The following is a 19664-nucleotide window of genomic DNA, read 5'->3' on the forward strand; positions in this document are numbered from 1 at the left end:
GTGTCGGGCATGGTGAAATTCCGCCGACGCCATTCCCAATCGGACACGGAGGCCGGTGGCAATCGCGGGTTAACGTCGATAGGCTAGCGTTCCTCAAACGGGTCCTTGCCATGCTCGTGGTGTGGACTTGGGACTTGTATGAAAAATACGCAGGCCTAAAATATAATTACAAGGCCGGGCGATGATATCCGGCCGCGCGGGAAGGACATTCATGGCTACTCTTGCTGATGCCGCATCGGCGGCTGCGTCGAATCCGCTGAATTCTTCATCTTCCTCGATCGAGGGGCTCTCGCTCGAAGCAACGCTCACCCAACGCTTTGCCGATTCCCTGCTTCCTGCCGAAGCAGCTGATTTCGACGCGGCACGGCTGGCAGAGGCGGCGCGTTTCGCCTTGCGCACGGCCTTGCGGCGCAAGGGGGCCGAACCTGCGCTCGCGATCGAGAGCGTTGCCGGGACCGACACCACGCCGCGCTATTTGCGCATCGCGGTCGTCAACGACGACATGCCGTTCCTGGTCGATTCGGTCTGCGCCACGGTGTCGCACCACGGGCTCGCCATCGATCGCATGGTTCACCCGGTTCTGGCCGTGCGCCGCGATCCCGACGGGCGGCTGGTCAGCCTGCCCGAAGGCGAGGCGATCGGCGAATTGCGCGAATCGATCATCTATCTCGAAACCGAGCGCGTCGATGCCCGCGGCCGCCGTGAACTGGTCGAGGGGCTGCACCGCACGCTGGCCGATGTCCGTGCGGCGGTTGCCGACTGGTCGACGATGCAGGCGACCATGATCGAGGACGCCCGCAAACTGCCCGATCCCGAAGCGGCGGCGCTGATGCGCTGGCTGGGCGACGGCATGCTGACCCAGCTCGGGCATCTCGTCTGCTATCGCGACGGCAGCGCCGACCGCCGTCTCGGCATTTGCCGGGCGAGCCATGCCCCGCTCCTGTCCGACAGTTCCTATGCCCGCGCCTTTGCCCTGTTCGACGCTGCCGACGAACAGGGAACGACAGTGCGGGTGCCGCTGGTGGTCAAGGCCAACCGGGTTTCGCGGGTCCACCGTTTCGTTCCGCTCGACCTCTTTCTCGTGCCTGTCCGCGAAAAAGGGCAGGTCGTTGCCCTTTCGGTCCATGCCGGGGTCTGGACCAGCGCGGCCCTGTCGGCGCCGCCCGACCGCGTGCCGCTCATGCGCAGCCAGCTCGAGGCGCTGACCGTCAAGCTCGGCATCTCGCCGCAGGGCCATGCCGGAAAGGCGCTCGTTCACGCGCTGACCGCGCTGCCGCACGACTTGCTCATCAGCTTTGCCGACGCGGATCTCGAACGCATCGCAACGACGATGATGAGCTTGCTCGACCGACCGCGCCCGCGTCTCGAACTCGTGCGGGCGCCGCTCGAACGGCACTTGTTCGCGTTCGTCTGGTTGCCGCGCGACGTCCAATCGACACAAGTGCGCCAACGGGTGCAGGCCATGCTGGAAAGCGCGGTCGGGGTGCAGGTGATCGACTGGAGCCTTCAGGTCGACGGCAATGCGCTGGCGCTTTTGCGCTTCGTTCTCGATTTCCGCGACGGAACCGGCGAACCGGATGCCCATGCGCTCGATCAGGCGTTGCAGGCGATGGTGCGCGGGTGGGATTCGGCGGTCGAAACCGAACTGGCGCGGACCGAGGATCCTTCGCGCGCGGCGGCAATCGCGGCGCGCTATGCCGATGCTTTTCCCATTACCTATCGCCACACGTACGGACCTGCCGAAGCGGCCGAGGACATTCGCGTCATGCGCGTGTTGCATGGGGCCGGGGCGCCGCGTCGGGCGACGCGCCTGCATCGGCTCGGGGCCGAGGAAGACCTGCGGCTCAAGCTTTATCAGCGCGAAGGGGCGATTGTCCTCTCCGATGCGGTGCCGGTTCTGGAGAACTTCGGCTTTCGCGTGATGCAGGAAATGCCGACCGCGCTTGCCAATGGGCGGCTCGGTTTTGTCCACGATTTCCTCGTTGGCGTGCCGACCGAGATCGGCGTGGACGCGCTGCTCGCCCGCCGTGCCGAGATCGAGGACTCGCTTGCCGCCGTGCTCAACGGACAGGCAGAGAACGACGGGTTCAACCGCCTGATCGGTGCGGCGGGGCTTTCCCCGCGCGAGGCGAACTGGTTGCGCGCGTGGTACCGCTATCTGCGCCAGACCGGGCTGGGCGTCGATCTGGTGACGGCGGTTTCGGCTTTGCGCCGCGCAGGCACTGTGACGGGCGGGTTGATCGACTTGTTCCTTGCCCGTCACGATCCGCTGTTCGCGGGGGACCGCGACAGTGCCGAGATCGAGGCCGAGGAAGCGATCCGCCTCGGCCTTGCCCAGGTTGCCGCGATCAGCGACGATCGCCTTCTGCGGGCTTTCCATGCTCTGGTCCGCGCGATTTTGCGCACCAATGCCTTTGCCCCGGCCGGGGAAGAAGCGCTGGCGTTCAAGATCGAATCCGGGGCGGTTCCGGGCCTGCCGCGTCCGGTGCCGTGGCGCGAGATCTTCGTTTATTCTCCGCGTGTCGAAGGCATCCACTTGCGTGCAGGGCCGGTGGCGCGTGGCGGCCTGCGCTGGTCGGATCGCCGCGACGACTTCCGCACCGAAATCCTCGGGCTGATGAAAGCGCAGCGGGTGAAGAACGCGGTGATCGTGCCGACCGGCGCGAAAGGCGGGTTCTATCCCAAGCAATTACCCGACCCGGCGCGCGACCGTGACGGCTGGCTGGCCGAAGGGCGCGCGAGCTATCAGGTGTTTATCCGTGCGCTGCTGTCGGTCACCGACAATATCGTCACGGGCTCTGTCGCCCATCCCGCCGGGGTCGTTCTGCGCGATGGCGACGATCCCTACTTCGTCGTGGCCGCCGACAAGGGCACCGCGACCTTTTCCGACACGGCCAATGCCATTGCGACCGAGCACGATTTCTGGCTCGACGATGCTTTCGCCAGCGGTGGGTCGAAAGGCTATGACCACAAGGCGATGGGGATCACCGCGCGCGGGGCATGGATTTCGGTCCAGCGCCATTTCCGCGAACTGGGTCTCGATGTGCAGGAGCATCCGGTCAGCGTGGTCGGCGTCGGCGACATGTCCGGCGACGTCTTCGGCAACGGCATGTTGCTGAGCCAGGCGATCCGCCTCGTGGCCGCGTTCGACCATCGCCATATCTTCCTCGATCCCGACCCGGACCCGACCCGCGCATGGCAGGAACGCGCGCGCATGTTCGCCCTGCCGCGGTCGAGCTGGGACGATTATGACCGCGCGGTGTTGTCCGAAGGCGGCGGGATTTTCCCGCGCAGCCAGAAATCGATCCCGTTGTCGCCGCAGGTCCGCGCCCTGCTCGGCCTCGAGATCGAGGCGATTGATCCCGACACGCTGATCTCGCTGATCCTGACGGCTCCGGTCGATCTTCTGTGGTTCGGCGGCATCGGTACTTATGTCCGCGCCTCGCACGAAAACAACGTGACCGTGGGCGATCCGGCCAATGACGCGGTGCGGGTGAGCGCCAACGAAGTGCGGGCTCGCGTGATCGGTGAAGGCGCCAATCTGGGCATGACGCAGGCGGCGCGCATCGAATTTTCGATCGCCGGAGCCGGAGGGCTCGGGGGACGCGTCAACACCGACTTCATCGACAATTCCGCCGGGGTCGACTGCTCGGACAACGAGGTCAACATCAAGATTGCGCTGGCTTCGGCCAAGCGGGCGGGACGTCTCGACGAGGACGGGCGCGTGCGCCTTCTGGTCGAGATGACCGATGCGGTCAGCGCGCTGGTGCTTGCCGACAACCGGTTGCAGGCGCTCGCGCTCTCGATTGCCGAGCGGGGCGGACCGGCGGCGGTTCCCGCGCTTTCGCGTCTGGTCGACGTGCTCGAGGATGCCGGTGAACTCGATCGCGAGACCGAAGGGCTGGCAACGTCGGAAGACTATGCGCGGCGCGCGACGGCCGGGCACGGGTTCACCCGTCCTGAAATCGCGGTCCTGCTCTCGACGGCCAAGCTGCTGCTCCAGCGGGCGCTCGAAGAAAGCGACGTGGTCGACGACCCCGTGCTCGAAGCCGAACTCTTCGCCGCTTTCCCCGAAGCGATGCACGAGGATTTTGCCGCCAATATCGCCCATCACCGGCTGCGGCGAGAAATCATCGCGACCAAGCTTGCCAATCGCATCATCAACCGCATGGGGCCGGTCCATCCCTTCGAACTGGTCGAAGAGGAAGGGTGCAGCCTTGCTCAAGTGGCAGCCGCTTTCGTCGCGGCCGAACGCTTGCTCGATCTCGATGCGACCTGGGCCTTGCTCGATGGCGCGGACATGGCCGAAGAGGCGCGGCTCGCCATGTACGAGCGGACCTCGCGGGCCTTGCGCGGGCATGTTGCCGACGTCCTGCGCTCGGGCCGGGGCACGCAGAAAGTCGATGACCTGATCGAGGATCTGGCGGGCGGGGTCGGCCTCTTGTCGCATACCGCCGCGCAATTGCTGCGCGGAGAGGCGCAGGCCGAAGGGCGGCGGCTGGCGGCCGAACTGGCGGCAGAGGGCATTCCGGCGGAAATCGCCGCGCGGGTCGTCCATCTCTATGCCATGGACGGGGCGATCGGGCTTGCGCATCTCGCCGCCGAGCGCAAAGTCGACGCGACTGCACTGACCGGGGCCTTTGCTGATCTCGGTGCCGCGCTCGGGCTCGACTGGGCACAACAGGCGGCGAGCCGCATGGTTCCTTCCGACCCTTGGGAACGTCTGCTGGTTGCAGGACTGGCCCGCGATTTTCAGCAGATGCGGCTCGAATTCCTCGCACGTTCGGGCAGCGGCGATCCTTCGGCCCATACCACCGAATGGCTCGCGCTCCATGCCGCGCCGGTGCGCCAGTTCCATGCGTTGATCGCGCGGGCCCAGGCGAGCGGTGTGGTCGGCCCGGCGATGCTGGCACAATTGGCCAGTCAGGCCCGGACGCTTCTCGCCCGTTGAGAAATTGCCGCTTTTTCCCCTTCTTTCCGGACTTGGTGCCGGGGGAAGGGGAAGGCTACTCGGCTGATGGTCCCGATTAAGTTTGCCGATTCTGCACGGAGCGGGCCGGGATCGGTTGACGTGTCCGGCGTTTTGCCCAAATCCGGCGCGGCAGCTCGGGTAGACCCTTGGAGAGAGGCGGAACAATGGCGGATGTGGTGATCGTTGGGGCAGGGCATGGCGGTGCGCAGGCGGCTATCGCCTTGCGGCAGAACGGCTTTGCCGGTTCGATCCTGGTGATCGGACGCGAACCCGAATACCCCTATGAACGCCCGCCGTTGTCGAAGGAATATCTCGCCCGGGAGAAGACGTTCGAGCGGATCATGATCCGCCCCGCCTCGTTCTGGGCGGACAAGGACATCGCCTACGAACTCGGTCGCGAAGTGACGGCGGTTGATCCGGTGGCCAAGACGCTGACCACCGATGACGGCGCGGTTACCGCCTATGGTTCGCTGATCTGGGCAACCGGGGGCGATCCCCGTCGCCTGTCGTGCGAAGGGGGCGATCTGGCCGGGGTTCACGGCGTGCGCACGCGTGCCGATGCCGACCGCCTGATGAGCGAACTCGACGCCGGGGCCCGCTGTGCGGTGGTGATCGGCGGCGGTTATATCGGGCTCGAGGCGGCAGCCGTCCTTACCAAGTTCGGCGTCGGCGTCACATTGCTCGAAGCCGCGCCGCGCGTGCTGGCGCGTGTGGCGGGTGAAGCCCTTTCGGCCTTCTACGAAGCCGAACATCGCAGCCACGGCGTCGATCTGCGCACCAATGTCGCGGTCGCCGGACTTGAAGGCGCGGACGGCAAGGTGACCGGCGTCAGGCTGGCTGACGGCGAAGTCCTGCCCGCTGATATCGTCATTGTCGGCATCGGCATCATTCCGGCGGTCGAACCGCTGCTGGCGGCCGGAGCCAAGGGCGGGAACGGCGTCGACGTCGACGAATTCTGCCGTACCAGTCTCCCCGACGTCTATGCCATCGGCGACTGCGCAGCCCATGCCAACAGCTATGCCGAAGGCGCGGTGATCCGTCTGGAATCGGTGCAGAACGCCAACGACCAGGCAACTGTCGCGGCCAAGGCGATCTGCGGTGCGCCGGTCGCGTACAAGGCTTGCCCGTGGTTCTGGTCGAACCAGTATGACTTGCGTCTCCAGACGGTCGGCCTGTCGATCGGCCACGACGCCACCGTCCTGCGCGGCGATCCGGCAACCCGCGCGTTTTCGGTGATCTACCTCAAGCAGGGCAAGGTCATCGCGCTCGACTGCGTCAACATGGTCAAGGACTATGTCCAGGGGAAGAAGCTCGTCGAAGCGGGCAGTGTGGTTGCCCCCGAACGGCTTGCCGACACTTCGGTTCCGCTCAAGGAAATGCTCTGATCCCATCCGGGGCAGGCGTTCGTTGCGCCTGCCCCGGACGAGCCCGGATTCTCAGAACACTTCGAACAGGCCGGCCGCGCCCATGCCGCCGCCCACGCACATGGTGACGACGACATATTTGGCGCCGCGCCGCTTGCCTTCAATCAGGGCGTGCATGGTGCAGCGTGCGCCGGTCATGCCATAAGGGTGGCCGATCGAGATCGCGCCGCCGCTGACATTGAGCAATTCGTCGGGAATGCCGAGCCGGTCGCGGCAATAGAGCACCTGCACCGCGAAAGCCTCGTTGAGTTCCCACAGGCCGATGTCGCCCATGGAAAGGCCGAACCGCTTGAGCAGCTTGGGAATGGCAAAGACCGGGCCAATCCCCATTTCATCGGGCTCGGTGCCCGCGACCGCCATGCCGACATAACGGCCGAGCGGGGTCAGGCCGCGTTGCGCGGCAAGGGCGCCTTCCATGATGATGACAGCCGCCGATCCGTCGGAAAGCTGGCTGGCATTGCCTGCCGTGACGATCCCGTCGGGGAGGACGGGCTTGAGCGAAGCCAGCCCTTCGGCCGTGGTCTCGGGGCGGTTGCCTTCATCCTTGGTCAGAGTGACCTCGCGCTGGCTGACCGCGCCGGTTTCCTTGTCGACCACGGCCATCACGGCATGGACGGGCACGATTTCATCGTCGAAGGCGCCCGCCGCTTGTGCAACGCCGGTGCGTTGCTGCGACCGGAGCGCATAGGCGTCGCAGGCCTCGCGGCTGATACCATAGCGGCGACCGACGATTTCGGCAGTCTGAAGCATCGGCATGTACGTTGCCTGATGCATCGCGATGAGGTCGGGATCGGGCGTCACGCGCATGTCCTTGGTCTGGACCATGCTGATGGCTTCCTGCCCACCGGCGGCGACCACGTCCATGCGGTCGAAAATCACCTGCTTTGACGCGGTGGCAATGGTCATCAAACCCGATGAGCACTGGCGGTCCATGCTCTGACCGGGAACCGTGACCGGAAGTCCGGCGCGCAGGGCGACCTTGCGGGCGATGTTGGGCGCCTGGCTGCCTTGCTGGAGAGCTGCGCCCCAGACCACGTCGTCGATTTCGCCGCCTTCGAGCCCGGCCCGTTCGACCGCCGCGCGCAGGGACAGGGCGCCGAGCGTCGCGCCGTGGGTGGCGTTGAAGGCGCCCTTGTAGGCGCGCCCGATCGGGGTGCGCGCGACCGAAACGATAACTGCATCACGCATAGTCGATGATCCTCTCACTGTATGTCATGGTTATGGGTTTGTGGGGTCATGGTTGTCCGGGGCGGGACAGCGCCCCGCTGATCGGATTTCCGCCGAAGCGGTCGCGCAATTCGCGCTTGAGCACTTTGCCGATCGGACTGCGGGGCAATTCGTCGACGAGCGCGATCCCGCTGATCCGCTGCGTCTTGCCAAGGCGGCTGTTCGCTTCGGCAAGGATGGCCTGGGCATCGACCGCCCGATCGTTGGGAACGACCACGGCAAAGGGTGTTTCTCCCCACTTGTCCGAGGGGATGCCGACGACCGCCGCTTCGCGCACGGAAGGCAGGCGGAGCAGTTCGGCTTCGAGATCAGTGGGGTAGATGTTGAAGCCGCCTGAAATGATGAGGTCCTTGGCCCGGTCCATCAGGATGAGGAAACCGTCCTCGTCGAAGCGGCCGATGTCGCCGTGGCGGATATAGCGCCGTCCTTCGTCGTCGAACCATTCCGCCTCGCGGGTCTTGTCCTGCTTGCGGTGATAGCCGTCCATCATGATCGGCGAATGGCCGACGATCTCGCCCGTTTCGCCCTGGGGCAATTCGCGGCCCTGCTCGTCGATGATCTTCATGATGTGCCCCGGCGCGACGCGGCCCACGGTGTGCAGCTTGTCGGGGAATTCATGCGCGAGCAGCAGGGCCGAAGCGCCTCCTTCGGTCATGCCGTAGGCTTCGAGCAGGCCGCCCGGCCAGCGTTGCAGGACATCGGCCTTGAGCCAGGCGGGGAACGGCGCGGATGTCGAGGACTTGAGCTGATAGGACGACAGGTCGAACCGGTCGAATTCGGGATGCTCCATGATCCGCCGGTATTGCACCGGCACCAGCATGGCATGGGTGACGCGTTCGGCCTGCGACAGTTCGAGGAAGCGCAGGACGTCGAATTTGCCCATCAGCACGACTTTGCCGCCGCCCATCAGCGCGGGGAAAAAGCTGACCAGAGTGGTGTTGGAATAGAGCGGGGTCGAACAGATGACGCTGGTTTCGTCGCCATAGCCGCTGGCGACGGTGCGCCGGGCATATTCGTGGCGCATCCGGTGGCTTTGCACGATCCCCTTGGGGGTGCCGGTCGTGCCCGAGGAATAGATGATGTTGAACGGGTCTTCGGGTGCGATCGCGCGGGCTTCCGGGCGAACCCCAGCGGGGGGTAGCCAGGCCGAGAGGGGAACGCCGCCCGTACTGTCATCGACCGCGATCCGCCCGATTCCGGCAGGCAAGGGCAGGCCGTCGAGCTTTTCGGCCATGGCGCGGTCGAGAAAGAGCAGCCGCGCGGTGCTGTCCTCCAGCATGGCGAGCACGGTTTCGCCCGAGGCGCTCGACGTCAGCAAGGCGGCGGCTGCCCCGGCCCGCAGGATGCCGAGGAAGACCAGCGCCGCCTCGACCGAATTGGTCGCGGCAAGGGCGACCGGTTCGCGCGGGGCGATCCCGGCGACATGCAGTTCGGCGGCGATGCGGGCGGTGATATCGTCGAGTTCGCGCCAGCTTACCCGGCGGCACTCGTCGACCAGGGCCGTGGCGTCCCCCCGTCGGGCCGCATGGGCGGCCAGAATGTCGGGCAGAGGCAGGAAGTCGGCCTCGACGATGTCCTCGATCCGCATCGCGCGCCTCCGTTCAGGCGAACGTTTCGCCCGCAGCCGCCTTGGCCGCGAGCAGGGGGGCGACCGGCTGGCCATGGCGGGTGAGCCCGTCGACTACGGTGCCGAGCCCGATATGGTCGGCCCAGAACATCGGTCCCCCGGTCCAGGCGGGCCAGCCATAGCCGTTGAGCCAGACGGTATCGATGTCGCCCGCCCGCTGGGCGATCCCTTCAGCGAGGATCAGCGCGCCTTCACTGATCATCGGATAGAGCAGGCGCTCGCGGATCTCGTCCTTGCCGATGGTGCGCTGGGGCTTGCCTTCCTTGGCCGCGAAATCGGCAATGATCGCCTTCACTTCGTCCGAAGGGGTACGCTGACGGTTCTCGTCATAGTCGTAGAAGCCCTTCTTGGTCTTCTGCCCCCAGCGACCGACAGCGCAGAGCGCGTCACGCAGGCTTTCGATCCGGTTGGGATCGCGGTGCCAGCCGATGTCCACCCCGGCGAGGTCGGCCATCTGCCACGGCCCCATGGGAAAGCCGAATTCGAGCAGGGCTTCATCGACTTCCCAGTAATGTGCGCCTTCCATGATGAGGTCGTGCGCGGCCTTTTGCCGGGGTGAGAGCATGCGGTTGCCGATGAAGCCGTCGCAGACGCCCGAGACGACCGGGATCTTTCCGATCTTTACCGACAGCGCCATGACGGTCGCGAGTTCAGCCTTTCCGCTGGCCTTTCCGCGCACGACTTCGAGCAGTTTCATGACATTGGCGGGCGAGAAGAAATGCATGCCCAGCACCGAGGCAGGGCGGCTGGTCACGCTCGCGATTTCATCGATGTCGAGATAGCTCGTATTGCTGGCAAGGATCGCGCCGGGGCCGGCAATGGCATCGAGCCGACGGAATACGTCCTTCTTGACGTCCATGTTTTCATAGACCGCCTCGATCACGAGGTCGCACGCGGCAAGCGCAGTGAAATCGAGCGTGGGTTCGAGCAGGCCGATCGCCCGTTCGGCGAGCGCGGCGTCGAGCTTGCCCTTCTTGACGGTCGCTTCGTAATTGCGGCGGATCGTCGCGACCCCGCGTTCGAGCGCTTCGACCGAGGTTTCGACGATCGTCACCGGAATGCCCGCGGTCAGGAAATTCATGGTGATCCCACCGCCCATCGTGCCTGCGCCGATCACGCCTACTCTTTCGATGGGCAGCAACGGGGTGTCGGCAGGGATGTCGTCGATCTGGGCTGCGGCCTTGCGCGCGGCGTCAATGTGTTCGCGGGCGCCGGGGACGGGTTCTGACATGAAGGGCCTCTCCTTATTTTGGTTTTTTACGCGCGGCTCTGGCTGAGCGCGGCGTAGATCAGGGTTTTCAGGTGTTCGCGGATGGGGAAGACGACCGAGGGGTAGACTTGCGTCATGAAGACCATGTGGAGGCCTTCGACGGGGTCGACGAAGAACTTGGTCGAATAGATCCCGCTCCAGAAGAATTCGCCGGCATTGCCGGGCACCAGCGTGCGCGGGGGATCGATGGTGACGGCAAAGCCCAGGCCGAAACCGGTCCCGGCCTGTCGCGCATCGCTGAACAACGCGCGGGCGACCTGGGGCAAGTCGCAGGGAAGGCCGGTCATCGGATGGCGCAAGTGGTTGGCGGTCATCAGGCGCAAGGTCGCCGGAGCGATCAGGCGCACGCCGTCGACCGCGCCGCCGCCTGCCAACATGCGGCAGAACCGGTGATAGTCGGCAACCGTCGACAAGAGCCCGCCGCCCCCGCTTTCGAAACGCGGCTGGCGCAACATGCCCGAGGTCGCGCCCGCATCGAACAGTGCGGGTTTCCCGCCCGGAACGTGCGCCCATGCATCGGCAAGGCGATCCGCCTTGTCGACGGGGCAGTGAAAATCGGTATCGACCATCCCGAGCGGATCGAAAATCCGTTCTTTCAGAAAGGCCCCGAGGCTCTGTCCGGTCAGCCGGGCGATGACGACGCCCAGGACGTCGACCGCGACCGAATATTGCCATGCTTCGCCGGGGCTGAATTCCAACGGCAGCTTGACCAGTTCGGCAATGAAATGGTCGTTGCCGGGAAGGCTGGGATGCCCGTCGAGCCGCGCCTTGCGATAGGCCGCGTCGAGATTGCCCCGGTTCTGAATGCCGTAGGTGAGGCCGGAGCGATGGGTGATGAGGTCGACCATGCGCATGGGCGCCGCGAGAGGGCCGGGGGTAAAGGGCATGTCGCCTCCGCCACCGACGAAGAGGCGCAAATCGGCGAATTCGGGAATGACTCTGGCGACCGGATCGTCGAGCGCGACGAGACCTTCCTCGACCAGCATCATGAAGGCGAGCGAGACGATCGGCTTGGTCATCGACGCGATGCGGCAGATCGCATCCTCGCGCCAGGGCGTGCCGTCGGCGCGCATCTGCCCCAGCGTCGCGCGCCAGACCGGCACCCCGTCGCGCGCAACCAGCACGTCGGCACCGGGAAAACGGCCCGGCCCGACATAGTCGCGTTCGAGGAACGTCGCGATTTTCGAAAGCCGCACGGGGTCGAAGCCGTGGGCTGCCGGGTCTGCCAGTTCCATCCTTCGTCCTCTCCCGTTCAGGCCCGCCGGATTGTCCGTGTCGGGCGGTCCTTCATCCGAAAATCGCCACCGATTGCAGGCCGCGCATGACTTCCACCCCGTCGGCATTCCACATCCGCAGAGTCTCGCTCGAAAAGCCGTTTTCCATGTGGTTCGATGCGGTTTCGAGCAGCCACCATCCATCACGGGTCGTGGGCGTCTCTCCGAGCAGGGTGAGCGACCAGTTGATCGAGCTGATCGGCCCCCGGCGTTCCATCGCCCGGATCGATCCGGGCGGCAGGGCGTCGCCCAGCGCGACGAGTTCGGCATGGGGGGCAAGGCCCTCGCGGTCCTTCAACCGGACCCAGCGGCGGATCGCCACGCGCCCTTCGTCATCCGAGCGGGGGCCGCGACGCACCTCCATGGCATGAACGAAGGCGGGAACGCCGGGCATCGGGGCGACCGGTTCGGCCTGTTCGGGCGGGGTAAGGTCCGCGATCCGGGGGGCGGGATTGCCGCCGTTGGCAGGACGTCCGCTGCCGAAGAGCCATGTCGCGCGATGGACGAGAGCGTCATCACACCACAGCGAGGTTTCGACGTGGCTCACGCTTTTCCCCGCGCGCAACAGGGTGACGCGGGCTTCCACATCCTCTCCCACCGGGGCGATGAAGCCGATCTGCCCAGCGCGCAGGGGCGGCAAGTTGGGGAAGGCCTCGCGCGCGGCGACATAGGCGATGTAGGACGAAGTGCCGCCGTACATGGTGCGTCCCTGCATCCACCCGGCCGCGCCGTGGAGCTGGAAATGCCCGTTGGGCAGCCGTTCCAGCCTTTCGGCCAAAAGCGCCAGGGGCACCGCCTGCACTCCTTCCGTCACGTCTTGCGCAGGCATGCCCGCCACTCTCCCGAATCTGTTTAATCGAATGATTAGGAGAATGATCGGCCCGCGAAAAGGGGCTTTCGCACATGCAAAGTGACGGAAATGCCTTGGCTTTCAGGTTTCCGTTACGGCAACTGCCGTCGCTGGGGTCATATTTTGACGTAAACGTCTGATTGTCCTGAGGACGCCCGCTCGTTTCGAGTCCTACTTTGCCTCGGCGAGCAGGGCCTGCGTGTCAGCGCCGCTCCAGTCGTGGCCGCCGACCATGCGCCAGACTTCGCGACCTTGTGCGTCATAGAGGACGCTCGTGGGCAGGACGCCGGTGTTGTAGAAAAAGCCGAGATCGTTTTCGGGATCGAGCCAGACCGGCAAGTGCGGCTGGGCCGAGAGCTTGGCTGCGACTTTGTCCGGTTGTCCGGAATCCTGCGACACCGTCAGCACCGCGAGCCGCCCTTGTTCGCGCACCGCGAGTGCGTCGAGCGTCGGCAATTCGCGGACGCACGGGCCGCACCATGTCGCCCAGAGATTGATCAGCACCGGTTTCCCCACGAGCGAGAGCAGGCGCAACTTGGCCCCTTTCGCGTCGTGGACGGTGATGTCGGGCATCTTGCTGCCCTTGTGGCTGCGGTCGATCTTGCCCTCGCTGCCGTCGTCGGGGGCGGCTGGTCCCTGCGCGGATGGGGATGGGGTCGCCGCGCTCTCCTGTTGCGCAGGCGCGCGTGGCTCTTTATCGCACCCCGCAAGGGCCAGCAGGCCCACGGTGAATGTCAGGACAAGAGGCAGGCGAAGCGAGATGAGCGGCAATTCGGGCTCCAACCAGATGTGGGGCGGGCGCTTTGCCGCCGGTCCGTCTTCGATCATGCGTGAGATAAATGCCTCGATCCCCTTCGACAAGGCACTCTGGCGGCAGGACATCGCCGCGTCCAAGGCCCATGTCGCGATGCTGGAAAAGCAGGGGATCGTCTCGATGGTCGATGCCGCCGCGATTTCGGGCGGCCTGGATCAGGTCGCGGCCGAATACGAAGCCAACGGGGTGCCGGAAAACTGGGATCTCGAAGACATCCACATGACCACCGAAAGCCGTCTGGCCGAACTGATCGGGACGGCAGCGGGGCGTCTGCACACCGCGCGCAGCCGCAATGACCAGGTGGCGACCGATTTCCGCCTGTGGGTGCGCGATGCCATGGACGAGGCCGACGCCGGTCTGAAGGCGCTGCAGGTCGCGCTGGTGACGCGCGCGGGCGAACATGCCGCCTCGATCATGCCGGGCTTCACTCATCTCCAGACCGCGCAGCCGGTGACGCTCGGCCATCACCTGATGGCCTATTACGAGATGATCCGTCGCGATCGTTCGCGTCTGGCCGATGCACGGGCGCGGCTCAACGAATGCCCGCTCGGTGCTGCCGCGCTGGCCGGAACCGGGTTCCCGATCGATCGTTTTGCGACGGCCGCGACGCTGGGCTTCGATCGCCCGACTGCCAACAGCCTTGATTCGGTCTCCGATCGCGACTTCGCGCTCGATTTCCTGATGACGGCGGCGCAGATCTCGCTGCACCTCTCGCGTCTGGCCGAGGAATTCATCATCTGGGCGAGCCAGCCGTTCGGCTTTGTCGTCCTGCCCGACAGCCTTTCGACCGGCAGCTCGATCATGCCGCAAAAGAAGAACCCGGATGCGGCCGAGCTCGTGCGTGGCCATGCCGGGCGGATCGTCGGCAGCCTCACGTCGCTGATGATCACGATGAAGGGGCTTCCGCTCGCCTATTCGAAGGACATGCAGGACGACAAGCCGCCGGTTTTCGAAGCGGCGAGCCTGCTTGCCCTGTCGGTTGCGGCGATGACCGGCATGGTGGCCGAGGCCCGGTTCCGGACCGAACGCATGCGCGGCGCGGCCGAACTCGGCTATGCCACCGCGACCGACCTTGCCGACTGGCTGGTGCGTCAGGCCGACATTCCCTTCCGCCAGGCTCATCACATCACCGGCGCGGCCGTGAAACTCGCCGAAAGCCGGGGTATCGCGCTCGACCAGTTGCCGCTCAAGGATCTCCGCGAGATCGACAGCCGCATCGACGAAAGGGTCTATGCAGCGCTCTCCGTTGAAGCCTCGGTCGCGGCGCGCGCCAGCCATGGCGGAACCGCCCCGGCCGAAGTAGAAAAGCGCGTGGCCGAGGCAAAGGTCGCGCTTGGTCTGGAGTCCTGACACGATGTCCCATCTGACGACCCGTCCCGCCCTGCGCGCGGTTGCGCTCGTCCTTCTCGGTTCGCTCGTTTTGGCCGGTTGCGGCAATCGCCGCTCGCTCAAACCTGAACCGGGCAAGGATCTGCCGATCGCGCCCTATGGACGTGGGGACCGGCCGTCGGCGGACAATCTGCTTCACGCCCCGGTCGAAGCGAAACCGGAACGCAGCATCGACGTCCGTACCCGTTCGGAAGAACGGGCCGACGATCCGTTCGACCTGCCGCCCGAAAACTGATCTTGCGCTGAAAGCTTTTATCCCATGGACCATTTCGAATACCGCAACGGCGTCCTTCACGCCGAAGACGTGCCGCTGCCGCGCATTGCCGACGCTGTCGGAACGCCGGTCTATGTCTATTCGCGCGCGACGCTGACCCGCCATGCACGGGTGTTCCGCGATGCGCTCTCGATCCTGCCCGCGACGAAGATCGCGTTTGCGGTCAAGTCGAACCCCAATCTTGCCGTGCTCAAGGTGCTGGCCGCGGAAGGCTATGGCGCCGACGTGGTTTCGGGCGGCGAGATGGAACGCGCGCTGGCAGCCGGGATGCCGGCCGAGGGAATCGTGTTCTCGGGCGTCGGCAAGACCGAGGCGGAAATGATCCGCGCGCTTGAGGCCGGGATCGGGCAATTCAATCTCGAAAGCGCGGAGGAAGGGCTCGAGCTTGCCGAACTGGCGCAGCGCCTCGGCAAGACAGCGACGTGCGCCCTGCGCGTCAATCCCGACGTGGACGCCGGAACCCACGGCAAGATCTCGACCGGGAAGGCCGAGAACAAGTTCGGGGTTCCCTTCGACCGTGCCGCGGACATTTTTGCCCGCCTGTCGGCCGAACCCGGCCTTGCCATGCGTGGCCTTGCGCTCCACATCGGCAGCCAGCTTTCGAGCCTTGCTCCGCTCGAAGCCGCGTTCACCAAGATCGGTGGGCTCATGCGCGAAATCCGCGCGGCCGGACATGCGATTACCCACATGGACCTGGGCGGCGGCGTCGGCGTGCCTTACAAGGCGGGCGATGTCTTCCCCCAGCCGGAAGAGTATGCCGCGATGATCGCGCGGGTCACGGCCGACTGGGGCGTGACGCTGATGTTCGAACCGGGCCGCGTCATCACCGGCAACACCGGGGTTCTCGTCACCCGCGTCGTGCGCGTGAAGGAAGGCGTCGGTCATCCCTGGGTCGTGGTCGATGCGGCGATGAACGATCTTGCCCGCCCCGCGCTCTATGACGCGTGGCACGACTTTGCCGCCGTCACGCCGAACGGGCAGACGATCACGGCCAATATCGTCGGTCCGATCTGCGAATCGAGCGATACGTTCGCCATGGCGCGCGACATCGACGAAGTCGCGCGGGGCGATCTTGCCGTGTTCCGCACTGCCGGGGCCTATGGCGCGACGATGGCCAATACCTATAACTCGCGCCCGATGGTGCCCGAAGTCATGGTCGACGGCGAGCGTTGGGCCGTGGTTGCCGATCGCATCGTTCCCGCAACGATCCTGTCGGCCGAACGGGTGCCGGACTTCCTCGTGTGAGCCTGCCCGCGCTGCCGCTGTTCCATCGCCTGCACGGCCGACCGGTCGTGGTTCTGGGCGTGGGCGAAGCGGCAGCGGCCAAACGGCGGCTGGTCGAAAGGGCCGGGGGGCTGGTGGTCGATGACCTTGGCGAAGGGATCGACACCGGCGCCCGGCTGGCTTTCATCGCCCACGACGACGAAACCGCCTTGCAGGCCGATGCCTTGCGCGCGCGCTGTGCGGGGCTCCTGGTCAATGTGGTGGACCGGCCCGAACTTTGCGATTTCACCACGCCCTCGCTGATCGACCGGGCGCCGGTCATTGTCGCGATCGGGACGGCAGGGGCCAGTGCGGGATTGGCGAAAGCTCTGCGCCTGCGGCTCGAACGCCTGCTGCCTCAGGGGATCGGGGGACTGGCGCTCGCCCTTTCCGCCGCGCGCGAGGCGGTGCGGGCGCGTTTTCCCGGCGCAGCGGACCGTCGCCGCGCGCTCGATCATGCGCTGGAAGCCGGAGGCGCGCTCGATCCCTTCATCGCCCATGGTCCCGATGCGGTTGCCGACTGGCTGGCCGGGGCCGTGCATGGGGCTTCGGGGCGCTATCGTGTCGTGCTGAACAGCCTCGACCCCGACGACCTTACCTTGCGGCAGGCCCGTCTGCTGGGGCAAGCGGACGCGATCATTGCCGACCGGTCCGTGCCGCCCGCGATCCTTGCCCGGGCGCGTGCCGACGCGATGCGGCTCGCGCCCGGCGATCCCGAACCGGCGGACGGGATCGTCGTCGAATTGCAGCTTAGAGCTTAGGCGTCTCTTTGGGCGAAAGCTGAAAATTCATCCAGCATGCCGCCAGCGGGCGCGATGCGTCGCCTTGCCACGCTTCGATCCGCACATTGGCGATCCGCCGCCCCGAGCGTACCACCGTGCCTTTGGCGAAGGTGCGCTGTTCGATCCCGCCGCGCAGGAATTCGATGTTGATGTTGACCGGCTTGATCCGCACGTCGAGCCCCTGCCGGTCGAGTTCGGCATGGAGCGCGGCAAAGCCCGCCATTTCGAGAAGACCACCGATGGCCCCGCCATGGAGATAGCCGGGACGCCCGGTGACGCGGTCGGCAAAATCCATGGCAATGATCGGGATGCCGTCTTCGTGCCCGTCGATTTCCATGCCCATCGCCTGCGCATAGGGGGGAAGGTCGATATAGGTCATGCCTTGGCCCATTCCTGCGGTTCGACAAGGATGAAGACGCCCGCCGCGTGGGCAACCGGATCGTCGGGATCGCCGTCGTGGGCAATGCCCCGGACGAAGGCCATCGACCGCCGCAACTGATAGCATTCGGCCCGGGCGATGATCGGCCGGTGCGGGACGGCGGCGCGGGTATAGTCGATGCGCAAGTCGAGTGTCACTTGTGGCAGGAACTGCTTGTGGGTGGCCCAGACCGACATCGAGGTGGCATTGTCGAGCAGGCTGATGATCGGCCCGGACGCGATGACCCCGGTTTCGGGATCGCCGACCAGATCCTCGCGCCAGTCGAATTCCAGCTCGACCCATTTGTCGCCGTGATCGCGATAGCGCATCCCGACGAAACCGCTGTGTCCGGGCGGGATCGCGCCGTGTTTCCAGCGCTTGGGGTCGAACCCGCTGGCGCGAAGGAATTGTTCGAAGGCGCTCGTCTCATCCGGTCGGCTCATCGTCGCGTCCTGCCTGATACGGTTTCGTTTTGCAACCAACTCAGAATGCGGCGCCCGCCAGGGCATCGATCGCGCCCTGAAGGATGAGAGCCGCCGCATGGGCGTCGATCCGCTCGGCCCGCTTGGCCCGGCTCATGTCCTGCGCGATCATCGCCCGCTCGGCCGCCTGTGTGGTCCAGCGTTCGTCCCAGAGCAGGGTGGGCAGGGCAAGGTCGGCAAGATTGCGGGCCATGGCACGGGCGGCCTGGCTGCGCGGGCTTTCGCTGCCGTCCATGTTGAGCGGAAGGCCGATGACGATGCCCCGGACCGAACGCTGGGCAATGATCCCGACGATTTCGGCCTTGTCCTGCGCGAACTTGCGCCGGTTGAGCGTGTGCGAGGGTGAGGCAAAGCGCCAGCCCGCGTCGCACAGGGCAATGCCGATGGTCTTGGTGCCGGGATCAAGGCCCATGAGGACGCCGCCTTCGGAAAGGGCGGCGCGGAATTCGCCGATTGCAGTGGTGATCATGTCGTGTGTCCCCGGCTGTGCGCGTCGACCCAGGCCATGGTTCGGCGTTGGACGTCATCGCGCAGGTTGCGCCAGAAAATGGCGTAGTCATAGGCGGTGTAATTGTTCCCCGGCAGCACCAGTTCGCCGATCCGGGGCGCATGGCTCACGAGCAGGATGCCCGATGCCGGGTCGCAGTGCGCGCCGGTCGCGGGCAGGATCAGTCCGGCGCGGTGATATTCGTCGGCCAGAGCAAGGCTGCCGCGATTGGCGCTGTCGGGCGCGTCGGGCGCCGCGCCTCCGGTCAAGGGATTGACGCAGAGGATCGGTTCGCCGTGGGGATGGGTTCCGTCGAGTGCGGGGTAATGGGCGAAGAGGTCGTGTATCATTGTGGGATCGGCCGGCTGGGCAAATGTGATCCAGCTCATCACGCAGTCGACCTGATCGGGCGCGCGACAGGGATGCAGGCCTGCAACTGCAAGGTCGTGTCCGGGATAGACCGGCCATCCCGCCAGATAGACCGCGACGATCCGCGATGCGAGTGGGCCGTCATGGGCGATGTCACGCATGAGGTGGAGCAGGATCAGCGAACCCTGATCGTGCCCGGCAAGGACGATCGGCGCATCTGCCGGAACGGTCCGCAGGAACTGTGCAAAGGCAAGCCGGACGTCGCCTTCGGCCACGGCTTCGGCGCGCTCTGATGCGGGATCGTCGATGAAGAAGCTGCCCAGCGTCGCCTGCCGGTAATGGGGAGCAAAGACGCCGCTTTCCCCGTTGAAGGCGCTGGCCATCGCCTGAACCGAATGGGCGGCGCGGATCTGCGAATCGGCGTGGGTGAGAGGCGCGTTCCAGTGGTTGCGGCCAAAGAACGAGGTCGCATGGACGAAGAAGACATAGGCCGGTCCTGCTCGCTCCGGGACCATGCCGGCGGGCAGATAGTCGGCGGGGTTCCCGGGCATGTCGGGACGGGCGATCCACAGGGCCGGGTTGTCATAGGCGCGGGGCGGCAGCGGAGCTTGCGGTGCAAAGGCGACGCGCGGCGCCATGCGAAAGCTCTCGATGGCAAATCCGGCCGTGTGGAGGAACGCGATCGCCGCCAGAACCATCACCACGAGCAGCCCGGCAAAGGCGAGCAGCGGGCGTTTCACGA

General features: G+C 65.9%; 15 protein-coding genes and 1 pseudogene. 6 read left to right on the forward strand and 10 right to left on the reverse strand.

What is annotated here, in order from left to right:
* Positions 1-211 precede the first annotated feature (211 nt).
* Together Y88_RS13215 and Y88_RS13220 are read left to right on the forward strand one after the other, a co-directional pair.
* Entirely contained in the window at positions 212-4951 is a 4740-nt protein-coding gene (locus Y88_RS13215) for an NAD-glutamate dehydrogenase (RefSeq protein ID WP_008070102.1), read from the forward strand.
* A gap of 185 nt (positions 4952-5136) precedes the next feature.
* A complete protein-coding gene (locus Y88_RS13220; protein ID WP_008070105.1) occupies positions 5137-6357 on the forward strand; it encodes an NAD(P)/FAD-dependent oxidoreductase in 1221 nt (406 codons plus the stop codon).
* A gap of 51 nt (positions 6358-6408) precedes the next feature.
* Here the strand turns inward: Y88_RS13220 and Y88_RS13225 are convergent, their stop codons facing one another.
* From Y88_RS13225 to Y88_RS13250, 6 genes and pseudogenes are all read right to left on the reverse strand, one after another.
* Positions 6409-7584, reverse strand: a complete 1176-nt coding sequence (locus tag Y88_RS13225; protein ID WP_008070107.1) for an acetyl-CoA C-acyltransferase — start codon at positions 7582-7584, stop codon at positions 6409-6411.
* A gap of 46 nt (positions 7585-7630) precedes the next feature.
* Positions 7631-9211: a class I adenylate-forming enzyme family protein gene (locus Y88_RS13230; RefSeq protein ID WP_008070109.1), complete on the reverse strand. Its 1581-nt coding sequence runs from the start codon at positions 9209-9211 to the stop codon at positions 7631-7633.
* A gap of 13 nt (positions 9212-9224) precedes the next feature.
* Positions 9225-10460, reverse strand: a pseudogene (locus Y88_RS13235) (3-hydroxyacyl-CoA dehydrogenase NAD-binding domain-containing protein); the annotation flags it as partial.
* 47 nt (positions 10461-10507) lie between these two features.
* A complete protein-coding gene (locus Y88_RS13240) occupies positions 10508-11755 on the reverse strand; it encodes a serine hydrolase domain-containing protein (protein ID WP_008070113.1) in 1248 nt (415 codons plus the stop codon).
* A 52-nt stretch (positions 11756-11807) separates the two neighbouring features.
* Positions 11808-12623, reverse strand: a complete 816-nt coding sequence (locus Y88_RS13245; protein ID WP_018075478.1) for a thioesterase family protein — start codon at positions 12621-12623, stop codon at positions 11808-11810.
* 192 nt (positions 12624-12815) lie between these two features.
* Positions 12816-13415, reverse strand: coding sequence for a TlpA family protein disulfide reductase (locus tag Y88_RS13250; protein ID WP_232281068.1), 600 nt, complete (start codon positions 13413-13415; stop codon positions 12816-12818).
* Between Y88_RS13250 and argH the strand changes: the two genes are divergently transcribed.
* From argH to Y88_RS13270, 4 genes are read left to right on the forward strand one after another with little or no spacing between them, the layout of a single operon-like run.
* The gene (gene argH, locus Y88_RS13255; RefSeq protein ID WP_008070118.1) at positions 13405-14808 is read left to right on the forward strand and encodes an argininosuccinate lyase; all 1404 of its coding nucleotides are present in this window, start codon (positions 13405-13407) and stop codon (positions 14806-14808) included. The genes Y88_RS13250 and argH overlap by 11 nt on opposite strands.
* Positions 14809-14812: 4 nt before the next feature.
* Positions 14813-15082, forward strand: coding sequence for a hypothetical protein (locus Y88_RS13260; RefSeq protein WP_008070119.1), 270 nt, complete (start codon positions 14813-14815; stop codon positions 15080-15082).
* Between the two features lie 24 nt (positions 15083-15106).
* Complete coding sequence (gene lysA, locus Y88_RS13265; protein ID WP_008070120.1) at positions 15107-16366, forward strand: diaminopimelate decarboxylase; 1260 nt, start codon at positions 15107-15109, stop codon at positions 16364-16366.
* Complete coding sequence (locus tag Y88_RS13270; RefSeq protein WP_008070121.1) at positions 16363-17145, forward strand: precorrin-2 dehydrogenase/sirohydrochlorin ferrochelatase family protein; 783 nt, start codon at positions 16363-16365, stop codon at positions 17143-17145. Before lysA ends, Y88_RS13270 begins: the two co-directional genes overlap by 4 nt.
* Here Y88_RS13270 and Y88_RS13275 read toward each other — a convergent pair.
* From Y88_RS13275 to Y88_RS13290, 4 genes are read right to left on the reverse strand one after another with little or no spacing between them, the layout of a single operon-like run.
* Positions 17135-17545 (reverse strand): PaaI family thioesterase, encoded by a 411-nt coding sequence (locus Y88_RS13275; RefSeq protein ID WP_232281069.1) that lies wholly within the window; start codon positions 17543-17545, stop codon positions 17135-17137. The genes Y88_RS13270 and Y88_RS13275 overlap by 11 nt on opposite strands.
* Positions 17542-18027, reverse strand: coding sequence for a PaaI family thioesterase (locus Y88_RS13280; protein WP_008070123.1), 486 nt, complete (start codon positions 18025-18027; stop codon positions 17542-17544). The genes Y88_RS13275 and Y88_RS13280 overlap by 4 nt, the downstream gene beginning before the upstream one ends.
* 40 nt (positions 18028-18067) lie before the next feature.
* Positions 18068-18535: a Holliday junction resolvase RuvX gene (gene ruvX / locus Y88_RS13285; protein ID WP_008070124.1), complete on the reverse strand. Its 468-nt coding sequence runs from the start codon at positions 18533-18535 to the stop codon at positions 18068-18070.
* On the reverse strand, positions 18532-19662 hold the full coding sequence (locus tag Y88_RS13290; RefSeq protein ID WP_008070125.1) for a DUF3089 domain-containing protein: 1131 nt from the start codon (positions 19660-19662) through the stop codon (positions 18532-18534). Before Y88_RS13290 ends, ruvX begins: the two co-directional genes overlap by 4 nt.
* Positions 19663-19664: the final 2 nt, after the last annotated feature.

It is taken from the genome of Novosphingobium nitrogenifigens DSM 19370 (genome assembly GCF_000192575.1).
Taxonomy (GTDB): domain Bacteria; phylum Pseudomonadota; class Alphaproteobacteria; order Sphingomonadales; family Sphingomonadaceae; genus Novosphingobium; species Novosphingobium nitrogenifigens.